Source organism: Amycolatopsis sp. NPDC003865 (assembly GCF_053605345.1).
The window spans coordinates 85,410-108,331 of the sequence record NZ_JBSGJA010000017.1 but is presented as its reverse complement, the minus strand read 5'-3'; the positions used below and the strand labels follow the sequence as shown (position 1 = coordinate 108,331).

General features: G+C 72.6%; 20 protein-coding genes. 14 read left to right on the top strand and 6 right to left on the bottom strand.

What is annotated here, in order from left to right; genetic code table 11:
* From rhaS to ACWEVP_RS33935, 6 genes are read left to right on the top strand one after another with little or no spacing between them, the layout of a single operon-like run.
* Positions 1-1,062, top strand: a complete 1,062-nt coding sequence (rhaS, locus tag ACWEVP_RS33960; RefSeq protein WP_452066662.1) for a rhamnose ABC transporter substrate-binding protein — start codon at positions 1-3, stop codon at positions 1,060-1,062.
* Positions 1,062-1,397, top strand: a complete 336-nt coding sequence (locus tag ACWEVP_RS33955) for an L-rhamnose mutarotase (RefSeq protein ID WP_452066661.1) — start codon at positions 1,062-1,064, stop codon at positions 1,395-1,397. The genes rhaS and ACWEVP_RS33955 overlap by 1 nt, the downstream gene beginning before the upstream one ends.
* Entirely contained in the window at positions 1,394-2,557 is a 1,164-nt protein-coding gene (gene rhaI / locus ACWEVP_RS33950; protein WP_452066660.1) for an L-rhamnose isomerase, read from the top strand. Before ACWEVP_RS33955 ends, rhaI begins: the two co-directional genes overlap by 4 nt.
* Positions 2,558-2,559: 2 nt before the next feature.
* On the top strand, positions 2,560-4,578 hold the full coding sequence (locus ACWEVP_RS33945; RefSeq protein ID WP_452066659.1) for a bifunctional aldolase/short-chain dehydrogenase: 2,019 nt from the start codon (positions 2,560-2,562) through the stop codon (positions 4,576-4,578).
* A gap of 8 nt (positions 4,579-4,586) precedes the next feature.
* Entirely contained in the window at positions 4,587-6,008 is a 1,422-nt protein-coding gene (locus ACWEVP_RS33940) for an arabinose isomerase (protein WP_452066658.1), read from the top strand.
* A 5-nt stretch (positions 6,009-6,013) separates the two neighbouring features.
* Positions 6,014-7,399, top strand: a complete 1,386-nt coding sequence (locus tag ACWEVP_RS33935) for a rhamnulokinase (RefSeq protein ID WP_452066774.1) — start codon at positions 6,014-6,016, stop codon at positions 7,397-7,399.
* Between the two features lie 146 nt (positions 7,400-7,545).
* Here the strand turns inward: ACWEVP_RS33935 and ACWEVP_RS33930 are convergent, their stop codons facing one another.
* The 3 genes from ACWEVP_RS33930 to ACWEVP_RS33920 are packed head-to-tail and all read right to left on the bottom strand — an operon-like array spanning position 7,546 to position 9,627.
* Positions 7,546-8,154, bottom strand: coding sequence for a response regulator (locus ACWEVP_RS33930; protein WP_452066657.1), 609 nt, complete (start codon positions 8,152-8,154; stop codon positions 7,546-7,548).
* A complete protein-coding gene (locus ACWEVP_RS33925; protein ID WP_452066656.1) occupies positions 8,151-9,227 on the bottom strand; it encodes a sensor histidine kinase in 1,077 nt (358 codons plus the stop codon). Before ACWEVP_RS33925 ends, ACWEVP_RS33930 begins: the two co-directional genes overlap by 4 nt.
* A 10-nt stretch (positions 9,228-9,237) precedes the next feature.
* A complete protein-coding gene (locus ACWEVP_RS33920) occupies positions 9,238-9,627 on the bottom strand; it encodes a hypothetical protein (RefSeq protein ID WP_452066655.1) in 390 nt (129 codons plus the stop codon).
* 120 nt (positions 9,628-9,747) lie between these two features.
* Between ACWEVP_RS33920 and ACWEVP_RS33915 the strand changes: the two genes are divergently transcribed.
* The gene (locus ACWEVP_RS33915) at positions 9,748-10,788 is read left to right on the top strand and encodes a LacI family DNA-binding transcriptional regulator (protein WP_452066654.1); all 1,041 of its coding nucleotides are present in this window, start codon (positions 9,748-9,750) and stop codon (positions 10,786-10,788) included.
* A gap of 233 nt (positions 10,789-11,021) precedes the next feature.
* Entirely contained in the window at positions 11,022-14,198 is a 3,177-nt protein-coding gene (locus tag ACWEVP_RS33910; RefSeq protein ID WP_452066653.1) for a TIM-barrel domain-containing protein, read from the top strand.
* A gap of 166 nt (positions 14,199-14,364) precedes the next feature.
* Here ACWEVP_RS33910 and ACWEVP_RS33905 read toward each other — a convergent pair whose 3' ends face one another.
* Positions 14,365-14,892 (bottom strand): DUF305 domain-containing protein, encoded by a 528-nt coding sequence (locus ACWEVP_RS33905; RefSeq protein WP_452066652.1) that lies wholly within the window; start codon positions 14,890-14,892, stop codon positions 14,365-14,367.
* Positions 14,889-15,821, bottom strand: a complete 933-nt coding sequence (locus tag ACWEVP_RS33900) for a DUF1996 domain-containing protein (protein ID WP_452066651.1) — start codon at positions 15,819-15,821, stop codon at positions 14,889-14,891. Before ACWEVP_RS33900 ends, ACWEVP_RS33905 begins: the two co-directional genes overlap by 4 nt.
* A gap of 214 nt (positions 15,822-16,035) precedes the next feature.
* Here ACWEVP_RS33900 and ACWEVP_RS33895 point away from each other — a divergent pair, with 214 nt between their 5' ends.
* Complete coding sequence (locus ACWEVP_RS33895; protein ID WP_452066650.1) at positions 16,036-18,168, top strand: discoidin domain-containing protein; 2,133 nt, start codon at positions 16,036-16,038, stop codon at positions 18,166-18,168.
* 1 nt (position 18,169) lies between these two features.
* Here ACWEVP_RS33895 and ACWEVP_RS33890 read toward each other — a convergent pair whose 3' ends face one another.
* Positions 18,170-18,508: a VOC family protein gene (locus ACWEVP_RS33890; protein ID WP_452066649.1), complete on the bottom strand. Its 339-nt coding sequence runs from the start codon at positions 18,506-18,508 to the stop codon at positions 18,170-18,172.
* A 104-nt stretch (positions 18,509-18,612) separates the two neighbouring features.
* Here ACWEVP_RS33890 and ACWEVP_RS33885 point away from each other — a divergent pair, with 104 nt between their 5' ends.
* From ACWEVP_RS33885 to ACWEVP_RS33865, 5 genes are all read left to right on the top strand, one after another.
* The gene (locus ACWEVP_RS33885; protein ID WP_452066648.1) at positions 18,613-19,425 is read left to right on the top strand and encodes a helix-turn-helix domain-containing protein; all 813 of its coding nucleotides are present in this window, start codon (positions 18,613-18,615) and stop codon (positions 19,423-19,425) included.
* Positions 19,426-19,510: 85 nt separating this feature from the next.
* Positions 19,511-20,563 (top strand): hypothetical protein, encoded by a 1,053-nt coding sequence (locus ACWEVP_RS33880; RefSeq protein ID WP_452066647.1) that lies wholly within the window; start codon positions 19,511-19,513, stop codon positions 20,561-20,563.
* Positions 20,564-20,777: 214 nt separating this feature from the next.
* Positions 20,778-21,212, top strand: coding sequence for an XRE family transcriptional regulator (locus tag ACWEVP_RS33875; protein ID WP_452066646.1), 435 nt, complete (start codon positions 20,778-20,780; stop codon positions 21,210-21,212).
* Positions 21,213-21,231: 19 nt separating this feature from the next.
* Positions 21,232-21,822: a hypothetical protein gene (locus ACWEVP_RS33870; RefSeq protein WP_452066645.1), complete on the top strand. Its 591-nt coding sequence runs from the start codon at positions 21,232-21,234 to the stop codon at positions 21,820-21,822.
* A 9-nt stretch (positions 21,823-21,831) separates the two neighbouring features.
* Positions 21,832-22,917 (top strand): hypothetical protein, encoded by a 1,086-nt coding sequence (locus tag ACWEVP_RS33865; protein ID WP_452066644.1) that lies wholly within the window; start codon positions 21,832-21,834, stop codon positions 22,915-22,917.
* Positions 22,918-22,922: the final 5 nt, after the last annotated feature.

Genomic DNA, 22,922 nt, shown 5'->3' with positions numbered 1-22,922 from the left:
ATGTCCCGACGGTTCCTCACCGGCGCGGTGTCGGCCGGGCTGGTGCTCGTGCTGGCCGCCTGCGGTGGCACGACCAAGAACGACTCCGCGAGCTCCGGCGCGAGTCAGTCCACGGCCACGGCGAACCCGAACGCCACCGCCGCGACCGGCGTCAAGATGGCGTTCCTGCCCAAGCAGCTCAACAACCCCTACAGCGACATCGAGGTCAGCGGCGGCAAGGAGGCGCTGGCCGAGCTGAAGGGCGAGTACAAGCTGGTCGGGCCGAACGACGCCAGCGCCTCCTCGCAGGTCAGCTACATCAACACGCTGATCCAGCAGCAGCAGGACGTCATCGGCATCGCCGCGAACGACCCGAACGCCGTGTGCCCGTCGCTCAACCAGGCCCGCGGCGCCGGCATCAAGGTCGTCGCCTTCGACTCCGATGCGGCGAAGGACTGCCGGGACGTCTTCATCAACCAGGCCACCACCCAGGGCATCGGCGAGGCGCTGGCCAAGCAGGCCAAGGACCTCTCCGGCGGGTCCGGCGAGATCGCGGTCCTGTCCGCGACGCCGAACGCCACCAACCAGAACGCCTGGATCGACGTCCTCAAGAAGGAGCTGGCCAAGCCGGAGTACGCCGGCCTGAAGCTGGACAAGATCGCCTACGGCAACGACGACGACCAGAAGTCGTTCCAGGAGGCCCAGGGCCTGCTGCAGTCGTTCCCGAACCTCAAGGTGATCGTCTCGCCGACCACAGTCGGCATCGCGGCCGCCGCGCGGTACGTCAGCACGTCCAGCTACAAGGGCAAGGTCGCGGTGACCGGCCTCGGCACGCCGAACCAGATGCGCGCCTTCGTCAAGGACGGCACGGTCAAGCAGTTCGCGCTGTGGAACCCGGCCGACATCGGCTACCTGGCCGCCTACGCGGGCGTCGCGCTCAAGTCCGGCCAGATCACCGGCAAGGAGGGCGAGACGTTCAAGGCGGGCAAGCTCGGCGACTACAAGATCGGCGCGAGCGGCGAGATCGTGCTCGGCCCGCCGACGACGTTCGACGCGAACAACATCGACAAGTTCAATTTCTGATGCCCCGGTACTGCTTCTGCCTCCAGGTGAAGCCCGAGCGGCGTGCCGAGTACGCCGAGCGGCACCGGGCGGTGTGGCCCGAGATGCGGAAGGCCCTGCACGACACCGGCTGGCGCAACTATTCGCTGTTCCTGCGCGACGACGGCCTGCTGGTCGGCTACGTCGAGGCCGACGACCTCGCGGTCGCGCAGGCGGCGATGGCCCGCACCGAGGTCAACGGCCGCTGGCAAGCGGAGATGGCGGAGTTCTTCACCGGCCTCGACTCCCGCCGGCCGGATGAGGGGTTCCGGCTGCTCGACGAGGTCTTCCACCTCGACGTCCGGGAAGGACAGTGATCCCTGTGGATGTCAAAGCGGCCCTGCGGGCCCAGCGCATCGAGACGCCGTCGTGGGCGTACGCGAACTCGGGCACCCGGTTCAAGGTGTTCCCCCAGCCCGGCGTCCCGCGCACGCCCGAGGAGAAGATCGCCGACGCGGCGACCGTGCACCGCTTCACCGGGGTCGCGCCGAGCGTGGCGCTGCACATCCCGTGGGACGAGGTCGGCGACTACGGCGCCCTGACGGCGTACGCGCGGGACCAGGGCATCGAGATCGGCGCGATCAACACCAACGTCTTCCAGGACGAGGACTACAAGCTCGGCTCGGTCACCAACCCCGACCCCGGGATCCGCCGCAAGGCCACCGACCACCTCCTCGAGGCGATCTCCATCATGGACGCCACGGGCTCGCGCGACCTCAAGCTGTGGTTCTCCGACGGCATCAACTACCCGGGCCAGGACGACCTCCGTGACCGCCAGGACCGGCTGGCCGCGGCCCTTCGCGAAACGTACGACCGGCTGGGGCCGGACCAGCGGATGCTGCTGGAGTACAAGCTCTTCGAGCCCGCCTTCTACGCCACGGACGTCCCGGACTGGGGAACGTCCTACGCGCACTGCGTGGAGCTGGGGGAGAAGGCGGCCGTCTGCATCGACACCGGCCACCACGCACCCGGCACGAACATCGAGTTCATCGTCGCGTTCCTGCTGCGGGCCGGGAAGCTCGGCGCGTTCGACTTCAACTCCCGCTTCTACGCCGACGACGACCTGATGGTGGGCGCGGCGGACCCGTTCCAGCTGTTCCGGATCATGTACGAGATCGTCCGCGGCGACGCCCTCGACCCGGCCTACGGCATCGCCTTCATGCTCGACCAGTGCCACAACATCGAGGCCAAGATCCCGGCGATCATCCGGTCGGTGATGAACGTCCAGGAGGCCACGGCCAAGGCGCTGCTCGTCGACCGGTCCGCGCTGCGGGCGGCCCAGCAGGCGGGTGACGTCCTCGCCGCGAACGCCGTCCTGATGGACGCCTACAACACCGACGTGCGGCCGCTGCTGGCCGAGCTGCGCGAGGACGCCGGGCTGGACCCGGACCCCGTCGCGGCGTATGCCCGCAGCGGGTACCAGGAGAAGATCGTGGCCGAGCGCGCCGGCGGCACGCAGGCCGGATGGGGAGCATGAGCATGACCGTGCCGGAGCAGCTCATCGTGCGCAGCAACGCGCTCGGGGCCGACCCGCGCAACACCAACTACGCCGGCGGCAACACCTCGGCGAAGGGGTCGGTGACCGACCCGGTCACCGGCTCGCCCACCGACGTCCTGTGGGTCAAGGGCTCCGGCGGCGACCTCGGGACGCTGACCGAGGCCGGGCTCGCCGTGCTGCGGCTGGACCGGCTGCGCTCCCTCGTGGACGTCTACCCGGGTGTCGAGCGCGAGGACGAGATGGTCGCCGCGTTCGACTACTGCCTGCACGGCCGGGGTGGTGCGGCGCCGTCGATCGACACCGCGATGCACGGTCTCGTGGAGGCCCCGCACGTCGACCACCTGCACCCGGACTCGGGTATCGCGCTGGCCACCGCGGCCGACGGCGCGGCGCTGACGAAGGAGTGCTTCGGCGACCGCGTCGCCTGGGTGGACTGGCGGCGGCCGGGGTTCCAGCTGGGCCTGGACATCGCGGCGGTCAAGGCGGCCAACCCGCAGGCCATCGGCGTCATCCTCGGCGGCCACGGCATCACGGCGTGGGGCGCGACGTCGGAGGAGTGCGAGCGCAACTCCCTCGACATCATCCGGACCGCCGAGGAGTTCCTGGCTTCCCGGGGCGCGCGGGAGCCGTTCGGACCGGTCGTCCCGGGCTTCGAAGCCTTGCCCGAAACCGAGCGGCGCGCCCGGGCCGCGGTGCTGGCGCCGGTGATCCGCGGGCTCGCCTCGACCGACCAGCGGGTGGTCGGCCACTACACCGACAGCGACGTCGTCCTCGAGTTCCTCAGCCGCGAGAAGCTCGCCGCCTTGGCGGCGCTGGGTACGTCCTGCCCGGACCACTTCCTGCGCACCAAGGTCCGCCCGCTGGTCGTGGACCTGCCCGCGACCGCACCGGTGGACGATGTGGTGGCGCGGCTGAAGGAACTGCACGGCGAATACCGGGACGCCTACCGCGCCTACTACGAGCGGCACGCGACGCCCGATTCGCCGGCGATGCGCGGCGCCGACCCGGCGATCGTGCTCGTCCCGGGCGTCGGGATGTTCTCCTTCGGCAAGGACAAGCAGACCGCGCGGGTGGCGGGCGAGTTCTACGTCAACGCGATCAACGTCATGCGTGGCGCGGAAGCGGTTTCCACGTACTCGCCGATCCCCGAGAGCGAGAAGTTCCGGATCGAGTACTGGGCCCTCGAAGAGGCGAAGCTGCGGCGGATGCCGGAGCCCAAGCCCCTGGCCGGGCGGATCGCCCTGGTCACCGGGGCCGGGTCGGGCATCGGCAAGGCCATCGCGGTGCGGCTCGCCGCCGAAGGCGCGTGCGTGGCCATCGCCGACCTGAACGGCGACGCGGCGTCCGAAGCCGCCGCGGAGACCGGCGGGATCGCGGTCACCGCGGACGTCACCGACGCGGCCGCCGTGCAGGCCGCGGTCGACGCCACCGTGCTGGCCTTCGGCGGGGTCGACCTGGTCGTCAACAACGCCGGGCTGTCGATCTCGAAGCCGTTGCTGGAGACCACCGAACGCGACTGGGACCTGCAGCACGACGTCATGGCCAAGGGCTCGTTCCTGGTCGCCCGCGCGGCGGCCAAGGCGATGATCGACCAGGGCATCGGCGGCGACCTCGTCTACATCTCGTCGAAGAACTCGGTGTTCGCCGGCCCGGACAACGTCGCCTACGGCGCCGCCAAGGCCGACCAGGCCCACCAGGTCCGGCTCCTGGCCGCCGAGCTGGGCGGCCACGGCATCCGCGTCAACGGCGTGAACCCCGACGGCGTCGTCCAGGGCTCCGGCATCTTCGCCGGCGGCTGGGGCGCCCAGCGTGCCGCGGTCTATGGCGTCGAAGAGGCGAAGCTCGGCGAGTTCTACGCCCAGCGGACCATCCTCAAGCGCGAGGTGCTGCCCGAGCACGTCGCCGCCGCGGTGTTCGCCCTCACCGGCGGCGACCTCACCCACACCACCGGCCTGCACGTCCCCGTGGACGCCGGGGTGGCCGCCGCGTTCCTGCGTTAGGAGTTCCGATGACCCTCGACCGGATCACGCCGCGCAAGACCCGCGTCGGGCTCGTCGCGGGCGGCCTCGGCGCGTACTGGCCGCAGTTCCCCGCGCTGCTGCCCCAGCTGGAGGCGTCCGCCCGGCGAGTCTCCGCACGGCTGTCCGAACTGGACTGCGAGGTCGTCGACGCCGGGTTCGTCTCGGACGCGGCCGAAGGGGCGGCCGCGGCGGAGAAGCTGCGCGTGGCCGGGTGCGACCTGATCGTCGGGTTCCTCACGACGTACCTGACGTCCAGCATGCTGGCGCCGGTCGCGCAGCGGTCGGGCGCGCCGGTGCTGCTGCTCAACCTGCAGCCGACCGAGGCGATGGACCACGACTCCTTCGACACCGGCGCGTGGCTGGCCTACTGCGGGGCCTGCCCGCTGCCGGAGATGGCCAACGCGTTCCGCCGCCTGGGCGTCGAGTTCCGCTCGGTGTCCGGCTACCTCGAGGACCCCCGCGCGTGGACGAAGATCGAACGCTGGATCAAGGCGGCCGGCGTCCGGGCGGCGCTGCGGCACGGGCGCCACGGCCTGCTCGGGCACCTCTACCCGGGCATGATGGACGTCTCCACCGACCCGACCCTGGTGTCCGGGCAGCTCGGCGGGCACGTCGAGGTCCTGGAGGTCGACGACCTGCGGGTGCGGGTGGAGAAGGTCTCCGAGGAGGAGACGGCGGCACGCGTCGCACTGGCCCGCGAAGTGTTCACTGTGGACGAGTCCGTAGTGGACGAAGACTTCGCCTGGGGCGCCCGGGTTTCGGTGGCCCTCGACCGGCTCGTCGAAGACGTCTCGCTCGACTCCCTGGCCTACTACCACCGCGGCCTCGACGGCGAGACCCACGAACGTGTCGGCGCCGGGTTCATCCTCGGCGCGTCCCTGCTCACCGCGCGCGGCATCCCGGCCGTCGGCGAGTACGAGCTGCGGACGTCCCTGGCCATGCTGGTCATGGACCGGCTCGGCGCGGGCGGCTCGTTCACCGAGCTGCAGGCGCTGAACTTCCGCGACAACGTCGTCGAGATGGGGCACGACGGCCCGGCGCACCTCGGCATCAGCGCGCGCAAGCCGCTGCTGCGCGGCCTCGGCGTCTACCACGGAAAGCGCGGCTGGGGCGTGTCGGTCGAGTTCGACGTCAAGCACGGCCCGGTGACGCTGTGCGGGCTCGGGCAGCGCCGCGACGGGACGTTCACGCTCATCGCCTCCGAAGGCACGGTGGTGCCCGGGCCGCTGCTGCGGATCGGCAACACGACGTCCCGCGTCGACTTCGGCTGCGACCCGGGGGAGTGGACCGACGCGTGGTCGGCCGGCGGTGTCGCGCACCACTGGGCCCTCGGCACCGGCCACCGCGTGGGCGAGCTGACGGCCGTCGCGGACCTGCTCGGCCTGGAGCTGACCGTGGTGAACCCGTGAAACGGGTGGCGGCCGTCGACCTGGGCGCGTCCAGCGGGCGGGTGGTGGCCGGGACCGTCGGATCGTCGGTGCTGGAGGTCGCGGAGGTACGGAGGTTCGCCAACGGCGGGGTCCGGGCGGGACCGGTGCTGTACTGGGACGTCCTGGGGCTCTACCGCGAGACGCTGGCCGGGATCCGGGAAGCCGGCGCCCTCGACGGCGTCGGCGTCGACTCGTGGGCCGTCGACTACGGGCTGCTGGACGAGCGGGGAGCGCTGCTCGGCACCCCCGTCCACTACCGCGACCGGCGCACGGACGGGATCACCGTGCCGGTGCCCGACCGGGAGCTCTACGACGTCACGGGGGTGCAGCGGCTGCCGTTCAACACGCTGTACCAGCTGGTGGCCGAAGGCGACCGGCTCGACGCGGCGCGGACGATGCTGCTCATCCCGGACCTGCTGAACTACTGGCTGACCGGCGAGATCGGCGCCGAGCGGACGAACGCGTCGACCACACAGCTCTACGACGTGCGCGCCCGGAACTGGGCGCTCTCGGTGGCGTCGCGAGCCGGGATCCCGCCCCGGCTGCTCCCGCCGTTGCGGGACCCGGGCACGATCGTGGGCGAGGCCCGCGAACTGTCCGGCTCGCCGGTGATCGCGGTGGGCTCCCACGACACGGCGTCGGCGGTGGTCGCGGTGCCCGCGTCGCCGGGGACGAACTTCGCGTACATCTCCTCGGGCACGTGGTCCTTGGCCGGGCTGGAGCTGCCCGCGCCGGAGCTGAGCGACGCGGCGCTGGCCGCGAACTTCACCAACGAGGGCGGCGTCGACGGCACGATCCGGTTCCTGCGCAACGTGATGGGCCTGTGGGTGCTGTCCGAGACGCTGCGCACGTGGTCCACTTCGGACCTTCCCGGCCTGCTCGCGGCCGCGGCCACCGCGCCGGCGCTGGCCGCGGTGGTGGACATCGACGCCCCGGAGTTCCTGCCACCGGGGGACATGCCCGCACGGATCGCCGCGGCGTGCGAGGCGACGGGACAGCGCCCGCCGTCTTCGCGAGGTGCGATGGTCCGGTGCGTCCTGGACAGCCTGGCGCTGGCGTACCGCCGCACGCTCCGGGCGGCGGCATCGATCACGGGCCGCCCGATCGACGTGGTCCACATCGTCGGCGGCGGCGCGCGCAACGAGCTGTTGTGCGAGTTGACGGCGGACGCGTGCGGGGTCCCGGTCCTGGCGGGCCCGGTCGAGGCGGCGGCACTGGGGAACGTGCTGGTCCAGGCCCGGGCGCTCGGGGAGGACCTGCCGGACCTGACGGCGATGCGGGCGCTGGTCCGGGAGACCCAGGAGGTCAAGCGCTACGAGCCCGCGGGCGCCGGTGACTGGGACGCGGCGGAGGCCCGGCTGCGACGCTGACCGACGGCGTCTCGTGCGAGACCGGCTCCTTGGCGCGGTGGAGACGCAGCACGCGCGCGGGAACCCCAGCGCTCGTCGAGCCGGCCGCGGTCCGGACTTCGCGGACGGCCTCCGCCTCCAGCAGCCACCGCACCGGAGCGGGCCGATCAGAGCCAGCCGCGGTCGTCGGCGATCCGCACCGCCTCGACGCGGTTGCGCGCGCCGGTCTTGGTGATCGCCGCGGAGACGTAGTTCCGGACGGTGCCTTCGGACAGGTACAGCCGGGACGCGATCTCGGCGATCGTGGCGCCCGTCCGGGCGGTGACGAGCACGTCCCGCTCCCGCGCGGTCAGCGGCGACTCGCCCGCGGCGAGCGTGGCGACCGCCAGCGCCGGGTCGACCACCCGCTCGCCGGCCCGCACGCGGCGGATCGCGTCGGCGAGGACGTCGGCCGGGGCGTCCTTGACCACGAACCCGGCCGCGCCCGCCTCCATCGCGCGGCGCAGGTACCCGGCGCGGCCGAACGTCGTGAGCATGACGACGCGGCAGCCCGGCACCTGCGCGGCGAGCACCGCCGCGGCGGAAAGGCCGTCCAGCCCCGGCATCTCGATGTCCAGCAGCGCCACGTCGGGCCGGTGCTCGCGGGCGGCGTCGACGACCTCGTCGCCGCGGCCCACGGAGGCGACCACCTCGAAGTCGTCCTCGAGCGCGAGCAGCGCGCACAGCGCCTGGCGGACCAGCTCCTGGTCGTCGGCGAGCAGCAGGCGGATGGTCACACCGTCACCCGCAGCCGCCAGCCGCGCGGGCGCACCGGCCCGGCCCGGAACTGCCCGCCCGCGGCCTTGACCCGCTCGCGGAGCCCGGCCAGCCCGGAGCCCTCCTCGGGAGAACCGCCCACGCCGTCGTCGACAACCTCCACAGTGGACTCGGACACGGTGACCGTGCAGCGGGTCGCGCGGGCGTGCCGTGCCACGTTGGTCAGGCCCTCCCGCACCACCCACCCGAACAGTTCCTGGTGCGCCGGGCCGACGACGTCGGTCGCGGTCGGGAGGTCGGCGGCGACACCGCACGCGCGCAGCAGCTCGCGGCCGCGGGCGAGCTCGCCGGCCAAGGTGACTTCGCGGTAGCCGGACACCGCCGCCCGCACGTCGGTCAGCGCCTGGCGGGCCAGCGTCTCCACGGCGGTCATCTCCTCGCCCGCGCGGGCGGTGTCGGCGTCCACGAGCCGCCGGGCCAGGGTGCTCTTGACGGTGATCGCGGTGAGCGAGTGGCCCAGCAGGTCGTGCAGGTCCCGCGCGATGCGGGTGCGTTCGGCCTCCGAGGCCAGCCGCGCGACCTCGGCGCGCGCCTCGACGAGGGCGGCGTTGGCCCGGACGGCTTCGGCGAAGGCGTAGACCACCAGGACGGTGAAGACGAGCGCGACGGCCTGCGTCCACCCCGCGGTGCCCCAGGCGGCCCACGGGACCACCAGCGCGGCGAGAGCGCTGACGACCACGAGCGCGCCGCCGTGGCGCGGCAGCCGCGGCACGGCCAGGGAGACGACGACGATCGCGAGGAAGAACGCCTCGGCGTGGGCGAAGGGGAGCGTGGCGCCGAAGAGAACGGCCAGGACGCCCACCAGCAGCCAGAACCGGCGTACCGCCCGCCGCGCCGCGGCGCGCGCCGCGAGGAGGTAGCAGCCGGCGAAGACGGCGACGAGCGCGTACCCGGCGGCCGCGGCGCGGCCCGCCGAGTGCTGCACGACGCCGGACACGGTCACGGCCGGGTAGACGAGCATGCCCGCGTCGAGCACCATCACCCGCCAGCCGCGCACCCAGCGCTGCACGTCGGCCGGTTCCGCACTGTCCACCACCGGAACGCTACCGGGCCCGCGCGCGCCGGCCGTGGGCGAGCACCACGACCCCGAGCAGCAGCAGCCCGCAGACGGCTTGCTCGATCCGCAGCCACACCGGGAACAACCCGGGCAGGGCGACGATGACGGCGATCGCCACGAGCATCACCGCGGAGACGATCCGCAGCCGCAGCAGGCCCTTGCGCGACCCGCGGGCCGCGCTGCGGGCGAAGGCGAACGTCAGCAGCGAACTGGCGACGACGAGGGTGGCGCGCACCCAGACGGCGTCGGTCACCAGCGCGTGGTCGTTCCGCAGCAGCACGATCGCGCCGAGCGTGAGCACGCTGAGCACGGCGTAGGCGCCGGTGAGCAGGAGGACGGGCCGGAAGCCGGCCGGATTTCCCGTGGTGGTGGTCATGCCGGAAATGCTCGTCCGGCGGCAGCCGGTGGGGCAGTGCCGTCCCGCACCGGCCCGTCGTGACATTTGTCAGCGGCGCGGTGCTGGGAGAGCGCTCTCACAGCATGCTACAAAGAAGGGGTGACGACGCACCCGCCCTCGGCGCCGCCGACCCTGGAGGACGTCGCGCGGGTCGCCGGCGTCTCGCGGGCCACGGTGTCCCGCGTGGTCAACAGCGTGCGCAACGTCGACCCGAAGCTGCGGGAGACCGTCGAACGCGCGATCGCCGCCACCGGGTACGTGCCCAACCGCGCGGCCCGGTCGCTGGTCACCCGCCGCACCGGCGGCGTCGCGCTGGTGGTGTCCGAACCCGAACGGCACATCGAAGCCTTCGGCGGGGTGTTCGGCGACCCGTTCTTCGGACGGGTGGTCGAGGGGGTCGTCGCGCACCTGCGCCCGCAGGGGCTGCACCCGCTCCTGATGCTCGTCGACAGCGACGAAGAGCGCGAGAAGCTCGTGCCGAAGCTGCGGCAGGAGCAGGTGAGCGGGGTGCTGCTGATCTCGCTGCACCCGGCGGCGGACCCGCTGCCGCGGATGCTGACCGACGCCGGGGTCCCGACGGCGTTGTTCGCCCGGCCCGGCCGTCCGGCGCCGGTGAGCTACGTCGACGTCGCCCACCAGGACGGCGCCCGGCTGGCCGCGGACCGCCTGGTGTCCCGCGGGTGCCACCGGGTCGCGACGATCGCGGGCCCGGCGGGGACGCCGGCGGGCCACGACCGGCTCGCCGGGTTCCGCGACGCGATGGCCCGCCACGGCCACGCGTACGTGGCGGTGGCGGAGGGCGACTTCACCGAGCACGGCGGCGAGCGCGCGATGGAGCGGCTGCTGGCCGAGGAACCGGAGCTGGACGGGCTGTTCGTGGCCAACGACCTGATGGCCTACGGCGCGTTGACGGTGCTGCGCGAAGCCGGACGTCGGGTCCCGGACGACGTCGCGGTGATCGGTTTCGACGACAGCCGGGTGGCGCTGAGCTGCCGTCCCCGGCTGACGACGGTCCGCCAGCCGGTGGAGGAGATGGGCGCGGCGATGGCCCGGATGGTGCTGGAACGCATGGCCGACCCCGGGCGGCGCGCCGAGTCGGTGATCTTCGACCCGGAGCTGGTGGTCCGCGACTCGGCCTGACCGAGCGCGATCCGCCCCGTACCACCCCGGCCACCGGTTCGCCCCGATACTCCGCCCGCGTGGCCTGCCGGGCACCGGCTCCGGCCTGTCCGGACAGTTCCGCTCACCGGTCTGGACACGTGCCCGCCCGCTGTGATCAGATCGGAAACGCCTTTTCCAACGTTGTAAAAGTGGTCCCCTGACCGGAACGGAGTTCCGCCGTGCGGCCGAGAGCAGTCAGATCCCTCCCCCTGGTGAGCGTCCTGGCGGTCGCCGCCGGGATCGTCACCGTCGCGGCACCCGCCGATGCCGGGCCGGCCGCGCGCCAGACCGTCACCGCCGGGAACGCGCGCTTCCAGGTCCTGTCCCCGACCCTGATCCGCACGGAGTACGCGGGCGACGGCCGGTTCACCGACGCCGCCACCTTCAACGCCGTCGGCCGTGGCTCGTTCACGCCCCCGCCGTTCACCACCACGACGGCGAACGGCGTGCTGACCATCCGCACGAGCGCGACGACCCTGACCTACAAGCTGGACTCCGGCCCGTTCGACTCCGGCAACCTCCAGATCCGCACCACGGCGGGCGCACCGGTGACCGCGGCGCCGTGGCGGCACCTGACCTGCGCGACCGGCGCGCTCTGCGAAGCCGAAGACCTGACCGCCGACGGGCTGGGCGTGGCCACCGACCACACCGGCTACACCGGCGAGGGCTTCCTCGCCGGGTTCGAAAGCACCGGCACCTCGGCCACCGCCGACGTCGCGGCCGCCGCGGCCGGGACGTACACCCTGACCGCCCGCTACGCCAACGGAACCGGCGGCGACGGCCAGCACGTCACGCGCACGCTGAGCGTGCGTGTCGACGGCGGGGCGGCGCAGAAGCTCACCCTGCCCACGACGGCCGACTGGAACAGCTGGGCCACCGCGTCGGTCCCGGTCACCCTCGGCGCCGGCCGCCACAGCGTCCGCCTCGAGCGGACCGCGAGCGACTCCGGCAACGTCAACGTCGACGCCATCGCGGTGCTGTCCGCCGGGGCGCCCTTCCCGCCGTCGACGGCCCGCGCGTTCACCGGCTGCGCCCTCGACGTCAGCTGTGAAGCCGAATCCGGCCTGCGCACCGGCTCGGCGGTCGTCGCGACCGACCACGCCGGGTACGCCGGCCGCGGGTTCGTCGCCGAGCTGAACCGCGGCTCGTCGCTGACCCACCGCGTCGTCGACGCCCCCGCCGCCGGCACCTACCAGCTGGACGTCCGGTACGCCAACGGCACCGGCGGCGACGGCCTGCACCAGACGCGGACCGCCACCGTCGGCTCGGCCGGCGTGACGCGCACGCTGTCGATGCCGGCCACCGCGAACTGGGACACCTGGGGGACCGCGTCGGTCCCGGTCGACCTGCGGGCGGGTGCGAACGACATCGTCCTCGGCTGTCCCGACGACGCGAGCTGCCACGTCAACCTCGACACGGTCGCGGTGACGCGCGCCGGGGCGGCGGTCCCGCAGCCGCACCTCACCCTCGGCGGCTACCGGCGCGGCCTCGACGGCGTCAACGGCGACAACGGCACGCCGTCGCTCACCGAAGGTCTCCTGCACGCCGACGGCTGGTACCTGCTCGACGACACCCCGTCCGCGCTGTACGACACCGCCACCGAGAAGGTGACGCAGCGGCCCTCGCACGGCGGAAACCCCTACCAGGACGGGTACGCCTTCACCTTCGGCCACGACTACAAGGCGGGGCTGCGGGACCTGGCGACCCTGACCGGGCCGTCGGAGCTGCTGCCGCGCTGGGCCTACGGCGTCTGGTACTCCGAGTACATCGACCGCACCGCGGCCGACTACCGCGACAGGATCCTGCCGCGCTTCCGCAGCGAAGGCGTCCCGCTGGACGTCCTGGTGACCGACACCGACTTCAAGGCGCCGGACACGTGGAACGGCTGGCAGTTCGACACCGCCAAGTTCCCCGACCCGGCGGCGTTCTTCGCCTGGTCGCATTCGCAGGGCCTGCACAACACGCTGAACATCCACCCGAGCATCATGGGTTCGGACCCGCAGTTCGCCCGCGCGCAGGCGACGGCGAAGGGCAAGCTGGCGAAGTCGAACTGCGGCACGGACTGCTACGTCTTCGACTGGGGCGACCCCGACCAGCTCAAGGCGTACCTGGACCTGCACGGCCAGATGACGAACCAGGGCAACGACTTCTGGTGGCTCGACTGGTGCTGCGACGCGGCGAAGTCCAGCCTGCCGGGCGTCACGCCGGACTCGTTCATCAACCAGAAGTACGCCGACCTGTCCGCGCCGGCGATCGAGCGGGGCTTCGCGACTTCGCGGGCGTACGGCTCGCTGCAGGCCGGCGGGTACGGCGGCCCGGTGGGCCTCTCGACCGGGCCGTGGGCGGACAAGCGCAGCACCGTCCACTTCACCGGGGACACGTCCTCGACGTGGGGCACGCTGCGGATGGAGGTCGGGATCACCCCGGCCGAGTCGGCCGCGACGGGCCTGTCGCCGATCAGCCACGACATCGGCGGGCACAACGACACGACCGGGTTGCGCGGCAGCGAGACCTACACCTCGGGCGGGCAGCAGCACCAGACGTTCAAGCTGCCCGACGACCTGTACGCGCGGTGGGTCCAGCTCGGCACGTTCCAGCCGATCGACCGGCTGCACAGCAACCACAGCGACCGGTTGCCCTGGCAGTACGGGGACACGGCGAAGGCGTCGGCGACGAAGTTCCTGAACCTGCGCGAAAACCTCGTGCCGTACACCTACACGCTGGCCCAGCAGGCGGCGACGACCGGCGTCCCGGTGGTCCGGCCGACGTACGTGGAGTACCCGGACGACCCGGCGGCGTACGCGGCGGCGGCGAGCGAGTACTTCTACGGGCCGGACATGCTGGTGGCGCCGGTGACGTCACCGGGCACCTCGGCGGCGACGTCGGTCTGGTTCCCGCCGGGGCAGTGGACGGACTACTTCAGCGGCAAGGTCTACCAGGGCGGGTCGACCCAGCAGGTGACGTCCGACCTCGGGACGATGCCGGTGTTCGTCCGGGCCGGCGGCATCACGGTGACCCGCACGGCGGACGTGACCAACGACGTCCAGAACCCGCTGAACCGCGCGACGGTCACGGTGGCGCCCGGGGCGTCGGGGTCGTTCTCGCTGTACGAGGACGACGGGAGCTCGTCGAAGCACAGCTCGACGACCCGGATCACGTACTCGGAGCGGCGTGGCGCCCACACGGTGACGGTCGAGCCGACGCGAGGCCGGTCCCAGGTCGCTTCGCGGGAGTGGACGGTCAAGTTCCTCGGGGTGACCTCCGCGCCGTCGCGGGTCCGGGTCGGCGAGGGCTGGGCGCCGTCGCGGAGCTGGCAGTGGGACGCGGCAACGCAGACGTTGACGGTGACGGCCCAGGCGGGAAGGGGCCCGGTGACCGTGACGTACTGAGAGCAGCCGGCGGGCGGAGCCGGTGAACTGCCGTCGGGGTCACCACGTGGGGTGGTGGCCCCGACGGCGCCGGCCCGGCCACCCTGTGGGATGAGTGGCCTCCACGGCCCGGCCCGCGGTCGGCGTGACCGCGGGCCGGGCCGCTGCTCTGCGGAGGACGACCGGCTCAGTCCAGGCCGGTCAGCGCCTTCTCCTGCCGCGCCCCTTCGGCACCGACCTCGCCGGCCAGTTCCCGGGTTTCCGCGTCCCCGCCCGAGGTCTGCTCGCCCTTCGCCAGCACGACGAGCTGCGCCGCGTGCGCCCGCAGCAACGCGACCAGGCGCCGGTCGAAGTCCGGCCCTGTCCCGGTCCGCAGCGCGACCAGGTCCGCCTCGGTGACCATCCCCGGCATCCGGTGTCCACTGTGGACATCCGCGGCCGGCAGCCCGGCCCGCTCGCGGGTCGTCGTCAGGCGGCTCAGGAGCCGCTGCGACGGTGCCGCGACCGAGTCCGCGGCCGCGCGCACCGCCGGGCTCGCCGCGTGCGACGGCGCCAGCCGGGCGGCCGCCAGCGCGTGCTCGGTCATCGGCACCACCAGCTGCAGCCACGCGACATCGGTCGGGTTGAAGGGCGATGCGGTGGGGGCGGGGCCGGTGGTGGCGCACCCGCCCAAGGTCAGCGCCACCACCGCCGCCCCCAGGAGCGGCCGTCTCACGGACGGCCGGGCAGCCGGTAGTTCGGCCCGAGCACCGTGCCGCGGTCCGGCTTGTAGAGGTCGAACCCGCGCGGGTCGCACTGCAGGCCGCCGTTGATGCAGTGCTTCACCAGGGCGTCCAGCGTCGGCGGGTCCCACGCGTTGAAGAAGTCGTAGTGCCACGAGTACCCGCGTCCGCTGGCCAGGTGCACGCCGGACATGTCGCCGCTGACCGGGAACGCCATCTTGAACTCCAGCATCGGCACCGGGACCGGGTGGTCGGCCGGGCACGTCAGCGTCGCCCGGTCCGGGTACGCCATGTGGCTCTTGTGGTCGGCGGAGTCCAGGTGGACGCCGTCCCAGCAGCTCGGCGCCTGGTAGCGGATGTTGAGCTGGCTGCCCTCGACGCACCGGACCGGGATGTCCCAGTTGTGGAAGCTGTCGCCGCATTCCCAGCCCTCGATCGCGCCGGGCGCGTGCTGGAACTCGTCCTGCGTCGCCGTGACGCTCCCGGCGACGTAGCGCAGGCCGGGCGGGAACGGCACGACCTTCGTGTAGTCGAGGATGCCGGACTTGTAGTAGACGACCTGCGCGAAGTTCGGCAGCACCACCTGACTGCCGTTGTAGACCGTCGGGAACCAGTACGCCGAGAGGTCGTCCGGTGCCAGGCACGTCGTGTTGCCGACGCCCGCGGCCTGCAGCGACTGCAGGGTCGTGGCCGCGTTGGTGGTCTTGTTGCCGAGGAACGTGTGGTCGTGCGACGCGCCGGGCAGCCCGGGGAAGACGATCGGGTCGTCGGGCTGGTGGTGGCTGGGGGAGCAGTTGACCTGGAATTCGTGGTGAGTCACCAGGTCGTCCGCCCCGGCGGGCGACGAGGTGGCCGCGGACAGGAAGGCGCCTGCCAGCACGGTGGCGGCGGTGCAGGCGAAGAGCGCGATTTTCGATGCCAAGGGTCCTCCACGGTGAGGTGCCAAGGATGGGAGAGCGCTCTCCCACAGCATGCGCAGCCCGCCCTCGCCCTGTCAAGGAGCACCCGGATCACCGGCTGGACAGTCATTGTCGGGTTCGCCGGTGAATCTTGACAACGCGGGGGCGCGTGCCGAACGATCGAGCGCGTTGGAGAGCGCTCTCCCTCTCTGTTCCCCTTGTCGTACGGGAGTCATCGTGGACCGACCGTCGCTCCTCCGTGCCGTCCCGGCGCTGGTGGCCCTGCTGGTGCTGGGCCTGCTCGCCGGACCCTCCCCGGCGCACGCCGCCACGCTGCTGTCCCAAGGCAGACCCGCGACCGCGTCGAGCAGCGAGGGCGCCGGCACGCCGGCGTCGGCCGCCGTCGACGGTGACGCCGGAACGCGCTGGGCGAGCGCCTGGAGCGACCCGCAGTGGCTGCAGGTCGACCTGGGTGCGCCCGCCGACATCACCCAGGTCACCTTGAACTGGGAGGCGGCCTACGCGACCGCATACGAAATCCAGGTTTCGGACGACGCCGGTACTTGGCGGACGGTATACAGCACTACGACGGCGGTAGGCGGTATCCAGAACCTCGCCGTCACCGGCCACGGCCGTTACGTGCGCTTCTACGGCACCCACCGCGTCGGCGGCTACGGCTACTCGCTGTGGGAATTCCAGGTCAGCGGCACCCCGGGGACCCCGACGCAGGACGGCCCCGGCGTCACGCGGGTGACCGGGTCGCAGGGCAACTGGCAGCTGACGGTCGACGGGATACCGTGGACCGTCAAGGGGCTGACGTGGGGCCCGCCGGTGAGCGAAGCGGCAACGCGGATGCCGGAGCTGCACTCGATCGGCGTCAACACCGTCCGCACCTGGGGCACCGACGGCACGAGCCAGCCGCTGTTCGACGCCGCCGCGGCCAACGGCATCAAGGTCGTCGCCGGCTTCTGGCTGCAGCCCGGCGGCGGCCCGGGCAGCGGCGGCTGTGTCGACTACACAACGGACACCGCGTACAAGAACACGATGCTGGCCGAGATCCAGAAATGGGTCACCGCCTACCGGACACACCCCGGTGTGCTGATGTGGAACGTCGGCAACGAATCCATCCTCGGCATGCAGAACTGCTACTCCGGCACGCAGCTGGAGCAGAACCGGATCGCCTACACGCGGTTCGTCGACCAGGCCGCGCAGGCGATCCACGCCCTCGACGCGAACCACCCGGTGACCTCGACCGACGCCTGGACCGGCGCGTGGCCGTACTACAAGGCGTACGCGCCGAACCTCGACCTCTACTCGGTCAACTCCTACGCCCAGGTCTGCCAGGTGAAGCAGGACTGGCTCGCCGGCGGGTACACGAAGCCCTACATCATCACCGAAACCGGCCCGGCCGGCGAGTGGGAGGTGCCGAACGACGTCAACGGCGTGCCGGCCGAACCGACCGACCAGCAGAAGCGCGACGGGTACGTGAACGCCTGGAACTGCGTGCTCGCCCACCCGGGCGTGGCGCTCGGCGCGACGCTGTTCCACTACGGCACCGAGGGTGACTTCGGCGGCGTCTGGTTCAACATCACCACCGGCAACGAGAAGCGGCTCTCCTGGTACGCCGTCCGCAAGCTCTACAGTGGACAGACGAGCGGCAACCAGCCGCCGGTGATCTCGTCGATGAACCTCAGCCGTGTCACCGACGTCCCGGCCGGGTCGACGTTCACCCTCACGGCGAACGTGTCCGATCCGGACGGTGACCCCCTCGCCTACACCATGGGCTACAACAGCAAGTACATCAACAACGCCTCGGGCCTGATCCCGGCGCAGTTCACCGGGAGCGGCACGTTCACCGTCACCGCGCCGCAGCAGCTGGGCGTCTGGAAGATCTACCTCTACGCCCGGGACGGCCACGGCAACGTCGGCATCGAGACGCGGTCGCTGCGCGTGGTCGCCCCGCCGGTGCCGGGCACGAACCTGGCCCGCGGCAAGCCGACCACGGCGTCGACCTACCAGGCCGACGGCCCCGGCGCGCCCTACCCGCCGCAGGCCGCCACCGACGGCGACACCGCGACGCGCTGGGCGAGCGCGTGGGCCGATCCGCAGTGGCTGCAGGTGGACCTCGGCAGCCGGCAGGCGTTCGACCACGTCCAGCTGGTCTGGGAGGCCGCGTTCGGGAAGGCCTACGAGATCCAGGTCAGCGATGACGCGGCGAACTGGCGGACGGTGTACGCGACGACGTCGGGCGACGGCGGGGCCGACGACCTCGCGATCGACGGCACCGCCCGGTACATCCGGGTGTCGGCGACCCAGCGCGGCACCGCGTACGGCTATTCGCTGTACGAGTTCGGCGTCTACCGCCGGTGAATCACCCCGGGATCAGGCAGCAGAGGTGACCTTCGGGGTCGGCGAGCACGACCCAGTCGGCGCCACCGGGCTGGAAGTCCGGCTTGGTGGCGCCGAGCGCCTCGAACTCCGCGACGGCGCTCGCGAGGTCGTGGACGCGCAGGTCGAGATGGGCGTGCTTGGCGTCGTCCGGCCACGACGGGCCCCGGTAGCCGGCGACCCGCTGGAAACCGAGGAGGCCGAGCTGGACGGTGTCGTCGTCGGAGTACGTCACCTCCAGGCCGAGGGCCTTGGCGTAGAAGGCGGCGAGCGCGGCCGGGTCGGCGCAGTCGAGGACGATCGTGGTGAGTTCCGCGGGCATTTCCCTGCTCCTTTCGTTCTGCGGTCACTCTTCCCGGAGGGCCGGGCCGCGGTCTTGAAGATCCTTGCGGAAACTGTCGTACCCCGGGCGTAGCGTCGGCGACCGTGTTGGAGGCAGTGGAAGTCGCGGCCCGCCCGGGGTACGCGGTGAGCGTGGTGACGTGCGCGGAGGACCACCCGGGCTGGTCCCCGCCCGAGGTGGCGGACGGCCACCGGATGGTGCTCGTCCGCCGTGGCCGGTTCCGCCGCCACGCGCGCGGGATCGCCGCGGACACCGACCCGGCGGTGGGGTACGTCGCGGCGCCGGGGGACGAGGAGCGGTTCGCCCACCCGGCGGGCGGGGACGTCTGCACGTCGGTGACGTTCGGGGAACACCGCTGGCACCAGCTGGCCGGGCACGCGGTGCCCGGGCCGGCGGTGTACGTCGACGCCCGGCTCGACCTGGCGCACCGGCGGGTGGTGGCGTCGGTGGCCGACCCGGACTACGCGCTGGCGGAGGGCTTGATTGAGCTGGTGGGCCGCGCGATCACCCAGGCGGCCGGGAAAGCCACGCCCGCGGCCGGCGGCCGGGGCGACGACGGTGCGCTGGTGGCCGACGCCCGCGAGGCGATCGCGGCGGACGTGCCCGCCGCGGTGGGACTGTTCCCCCTGGCGGAGCTGCTGGCAGTGTCGCCGTACCGGTTGAGCCGGGCTTTCCCGCGTGCTCTGGGGGTTTCGCTGACGCGGTACCGCAACCGGATCCGGGTCGGCCGGGCGCTCGACCGGCTGGAAGCGGGGGAGCGGCAGCTGGCGGCGCTGGCCGCGGAGCTGGGCTTCGCCGACCAGGCCCATTTGACGAGGACGGTCCGCGAGCACACGGGAGCGACCCCGGCCGCCCTGCGGCGGCTGCTCGCGGTGGAGCGGAAAGGAGACGCCTGACGCGACGTTGCCGCCGCCGGAGTCCGTTGCGACGGCGGTACTTTTGCCGGACTGGCTCACCTGCGCGCCCCGCTACCCTCCGGCCATGGTGGACACGAGGACCCGGATGGTCCCGCTCTCCCGCGCCCGCCGCTGGACGTGGGTCCTCATAGTGGTCGCCGTCGCCTTCGCCGCTTGGCACGGCTACGGCATCACCGTCGCGCCCCAGCGGCCCTTCTTCTGGATCGGCGTGGCGCTCGACGTCCTCGTCGCCGTCGTCGCCTGGTCCCTCGGCCGCGCCTGGCCACCCGAGGCGGCTTTCGGCGCGGAGACCCTCGCCTTCGGGCGGGCGCGCGTCCCGTACGGCTTGATCACCGACGTCCGGCGCGGGGCGGTGTCGGCCAAGCCGTTCTGGCTCGCCTTCTGGATCCCGACGTCCCTGGTGGTCGGCCTGATCGTCGCGCTGCGCCCGGCAGGCGACTTCGACCGCGAGGTCGTCGAATTCCGCGCCGGCCAGGGCCGCGTGCGCACCCGCTGGCGCGACCACCGGGCCGCCGAAGACTTCCTCGCCGCCCTGCGCGAGAAGCTGCCCGACCTCGAAGTCCGGTACGGCGTCGATCCCGCCGCCCACGCGTGGGACCACGCACCGCGTCTCGGCGCCGGCGGCGGGGTCCTCGCCTTCGGGCTCGGGATCTGGCTGTTCTTCGGTACCTGGTTCGGGCTGCAGCTGCTGGACCGGTCCCTGGACCGCGGGCCCTTCCCGCCCGGACCGACGTCGGCGGCGATCACCGGCCTCACCGCCGGGCTGTCCGGCTCCGCGCCGCTGCCGGGCGTCACCCGCGAGTTCACCGAATGGCCCTGCGACCGCACCAACGACCTCGTCCTCGGCCCGGACCCCGGCGCCGCGGACCTGCACCTCAAGCTGGTGGGCCGGACCCCGGCGGCGGACGAGGCCGAAGCGCGGCTCCGGCAGGCGGCCGGGATGGACCACGGCCAGTACCTCGAGCGGCTCGGCCCGGACGACATCGACTTCGAGGTCGACATCCCCGCGGACGACGACCTCTACGTCGAGTTCTCCACCGGGTGCGTCGGCGACGACGCCGTCCCGGGCCTGCGTGACGACCTGGGGAAACTGGCGGCGGCCATGGGAGTGGCTTGAGGTGGGGTGGCGCGGCGGGAACACGGTGCGGCGCGTGGCCACCCCCAGCGACCACGTGACATCACCCTGCGGCCGCGGCGCCACCCCGGGATCCGGCGTCCTGTTTTCGAAACACCGAACAGGAGTATCGTAGTCTTTACGGGACAGTCTGTGTCAAGTTTCCTGGACAGCTAGGCTGATGGTTGTCACGTTTCCTGACCGAAGGTGGTGTGTGGTGAGCGACGAGCGCAGTTTCGCGGAACGGCTGGCGCACTTGATCGCGACCGTGCACCCGCCGGACCGCAAGCCGTACTCGTACCGCGAGATCGCGCACGGCGTCGCCGAGCAGACCGGCGTGACGATGTCGGCGACCCACGTCCAGCAGCTGGCCGTCGGCGCGCGCAAGGACCCCAAGCGCTCGCACATCCAGGCCCTCGCCCAGTTCTTCGGCGTGCCGGTGACGTACTTCTTCGACGACGAGGTCGCCGGGCAGGTCGACCGCCAGGTCGAGGACGTCGTGGCGTGGCGCGACGACGAGGCGCGCAACCTGGCGCAGCGGGCCATGCGGCTCTCGCCGCGCGACCGCGAAACCGTGACGGCCCTGCTCGACCAGCTCGCCGGTTACGACGAAACCCGGCACCGCGAGGGCCGCCGCCGGAAGCCGGAGTGACCGCGCGCGGTCGGCTACGATGACCTCGTCCGTGATCGCGCCCCGGTGCACCCGGCTGGCGCCCGGTGACCGGGGAGGACCCATCGACGAGCGCGGCTTGACCGACCTCCGGGCCGGCGCCCGGGAGCGGGTGCGCGCGCTGCTCGCCGCCGTGCCGGTGCCCCGGCCGTGGTCGATGAACACCTGGGTCGACCGGCTCGAAGCGTGGCGCGGGCGCGAAATCGACCTCGTCCCGGTCGAATACCGGCCCGGCCGCCCGTCCGGCGCGTGGCAGGCCCGCCCGGACTACGACCTGATCGCCTACGTCGAGCACACGTCGGCGCTGCACCAGGACCACATCATCGCCCACGAGCTCGCCCACATGCTGTGCGCGCACACGGGCACATGCCAGATGTCGGAGTCCGAAGCCGCCCGGCTCGCCCCGGACCTCGCGCCGCAGGCGTTGTCCCACCTGCTGACCCGCGTGACGACCGGCACCGACGAGTACGAGGCCGAGCTGATCGCCGTGCTGCTGATGAGCGCCGCGACGAGCGACCCGCCCGCCGTTCGGCCGGGCGCGTCCGGCCGGGCGGGGGATCAAGCTAGGCGGCTGGCGGCGCTCCTGGGATAGTGCGGTCTCGTGATCGACATTCTGTTCGTCGGGGTCGGGCTCTTCGCGTTGGCGGTCGGGATCTGGCGCGCGGTCCGCGCCCGGCGCACCGGCGCGGGGGCCGGGCTGGCCGTCTCGCTCATCGCGCTGGGGGCGGCGTTCTGCTTTCTGTCCAACCGCGCGCAGCTGTTCGAGAGCGAGATCTACCCGAGCCTCGGCCGGCTGCTGTCGAACCTCGCGACGATGGTCGCCGCCTACGGCATCGGCCTGACGGTCGCGGAGATCAGCGGCACGCGCGACCGCGGCGCGCGCCTCCGGCTGGGTGCGCTCGTCGTCGCGCTGGTCCTGCTGACGGTGATGTTCTTCAGCACGCCGGACCTGCCGCGCGGCATCGGCGTGTTCGACGAGCTGTACCGCACGCACCCGACACTGGTCGTGTACGTCTTCGTGTACACGGTCTACCTCGGGTTCGCGGTGATCGACATCGGCGTGGTGTCGGCGGTGACGATCCGCGCGAGCGGCGGCGCGCTGCGCGCGGGGCTGACCTTGCTGCTGCTGGCCTCGGCGTTCGCGGTCGCGTACCTCGCGGGCAAGGTCGTCGCGACGATCGGTGCCCTGCAGACCGACCACCCGGTGAAGGCGTTGTGCCGCGGGCCGTTCTCGACGCTGCCGTGCACGCTCGACGTGGGCTTCCCGGCGGTGTCGGTGCTGCTGATCGTCGTGGGCCTGACGATCCCGTCGGTCCCTGGCCTGGTGGCCGGCCGCCGCGACGCGAAGACGCTTCGCCTGCTTCGGCCGTTGCGGACGCACTTGACGCGGCGGTTCCCGGAGATCGTCCGCATCGACCCGGGCGGGCCGTCCCGCCGCGAGCGGCTGCTGACGGCGATGAGCGAGACGAACGACGGACTGATCCTGGCGGGCGTGACGCCGGAGCTGCCGGCCCCGGCGGCGGCGCGGCTCGTGCGCGATCTGCCGGACGAGCCGGGGGAGGAGGAGCCGCCGGTCGCGCCGGCGGAGCCGTTCGCCGCCGACGTCGCGCGGTTGCGGGCGATCGCGCGGGCCTACCGGAAGCTGGACGGTGCCGCGGCCGACGAGGTGACCAGCCCGGCGCGGTGAGCCGG

Excerpts from the sequence above, each read along its gene's own strand:
- rhaS (WP_452066662.1), top strand. The coding sequence starts at position 1 with ATGTCCCGACGGTTCCTCACCGGCGCGGTGTCGGCCGGGCTGGTGCTC.
- ACWEVP_RS33955 (WP_452066661.1), top strand. The coding sequence starts at position 1,062 with ATGCCCCGGTACTGCTTCTGCCTCCAGGTGAAGCCCGAGCGGCGTGCC.
- ACWEVP_RS33945 (WP_452066659.1), top strand. The coding sequence starts at position 2,560 with ATGACCGTGCCGGAGCAGCTCATCGTGCGCAGCAACGCGCTCGGGGCC.
- ACWEVP_RS33940 (WP_452066658.1), top strand. The coding sequence starts at position 4,587 with ATGACCCTCGACCGGATCACGCCGCGCAAGACCCGCGTCGGGCTCGTC.
- ACWEVP_RS33920 (WP_452066655.1), bottom strand. The coding sequence starts at position 9,627 with ATGACCACCACCACGGGAAATCCGGCCGGCTTCCGGCCCGTCCTCCTG.
- ACWEVP_RS33890 (WP_452066649.1), bottom strand. The coding sequence starts at position 18,508 with ATGCCCGCGGAACTCACCACGATCGTCCTCGACTGCGCCGACCCGGCC.
- ACWEVP_RS33880 (WP_452066647.1), top strand. The coding sequence starts at position 19,511 with ATGGTGGACACGAGGACCCGGATGGTCCCGCTCTCCCGCGCCCGCCGC.
- ACWEVP_RS33870 (WP_452066645.1), top strand. The coding sequence starts at position 21,232 with ATGACCTCGTCCGTGATCGCGCCCCGGTGCACCCGGCTGGCGCCCGGT.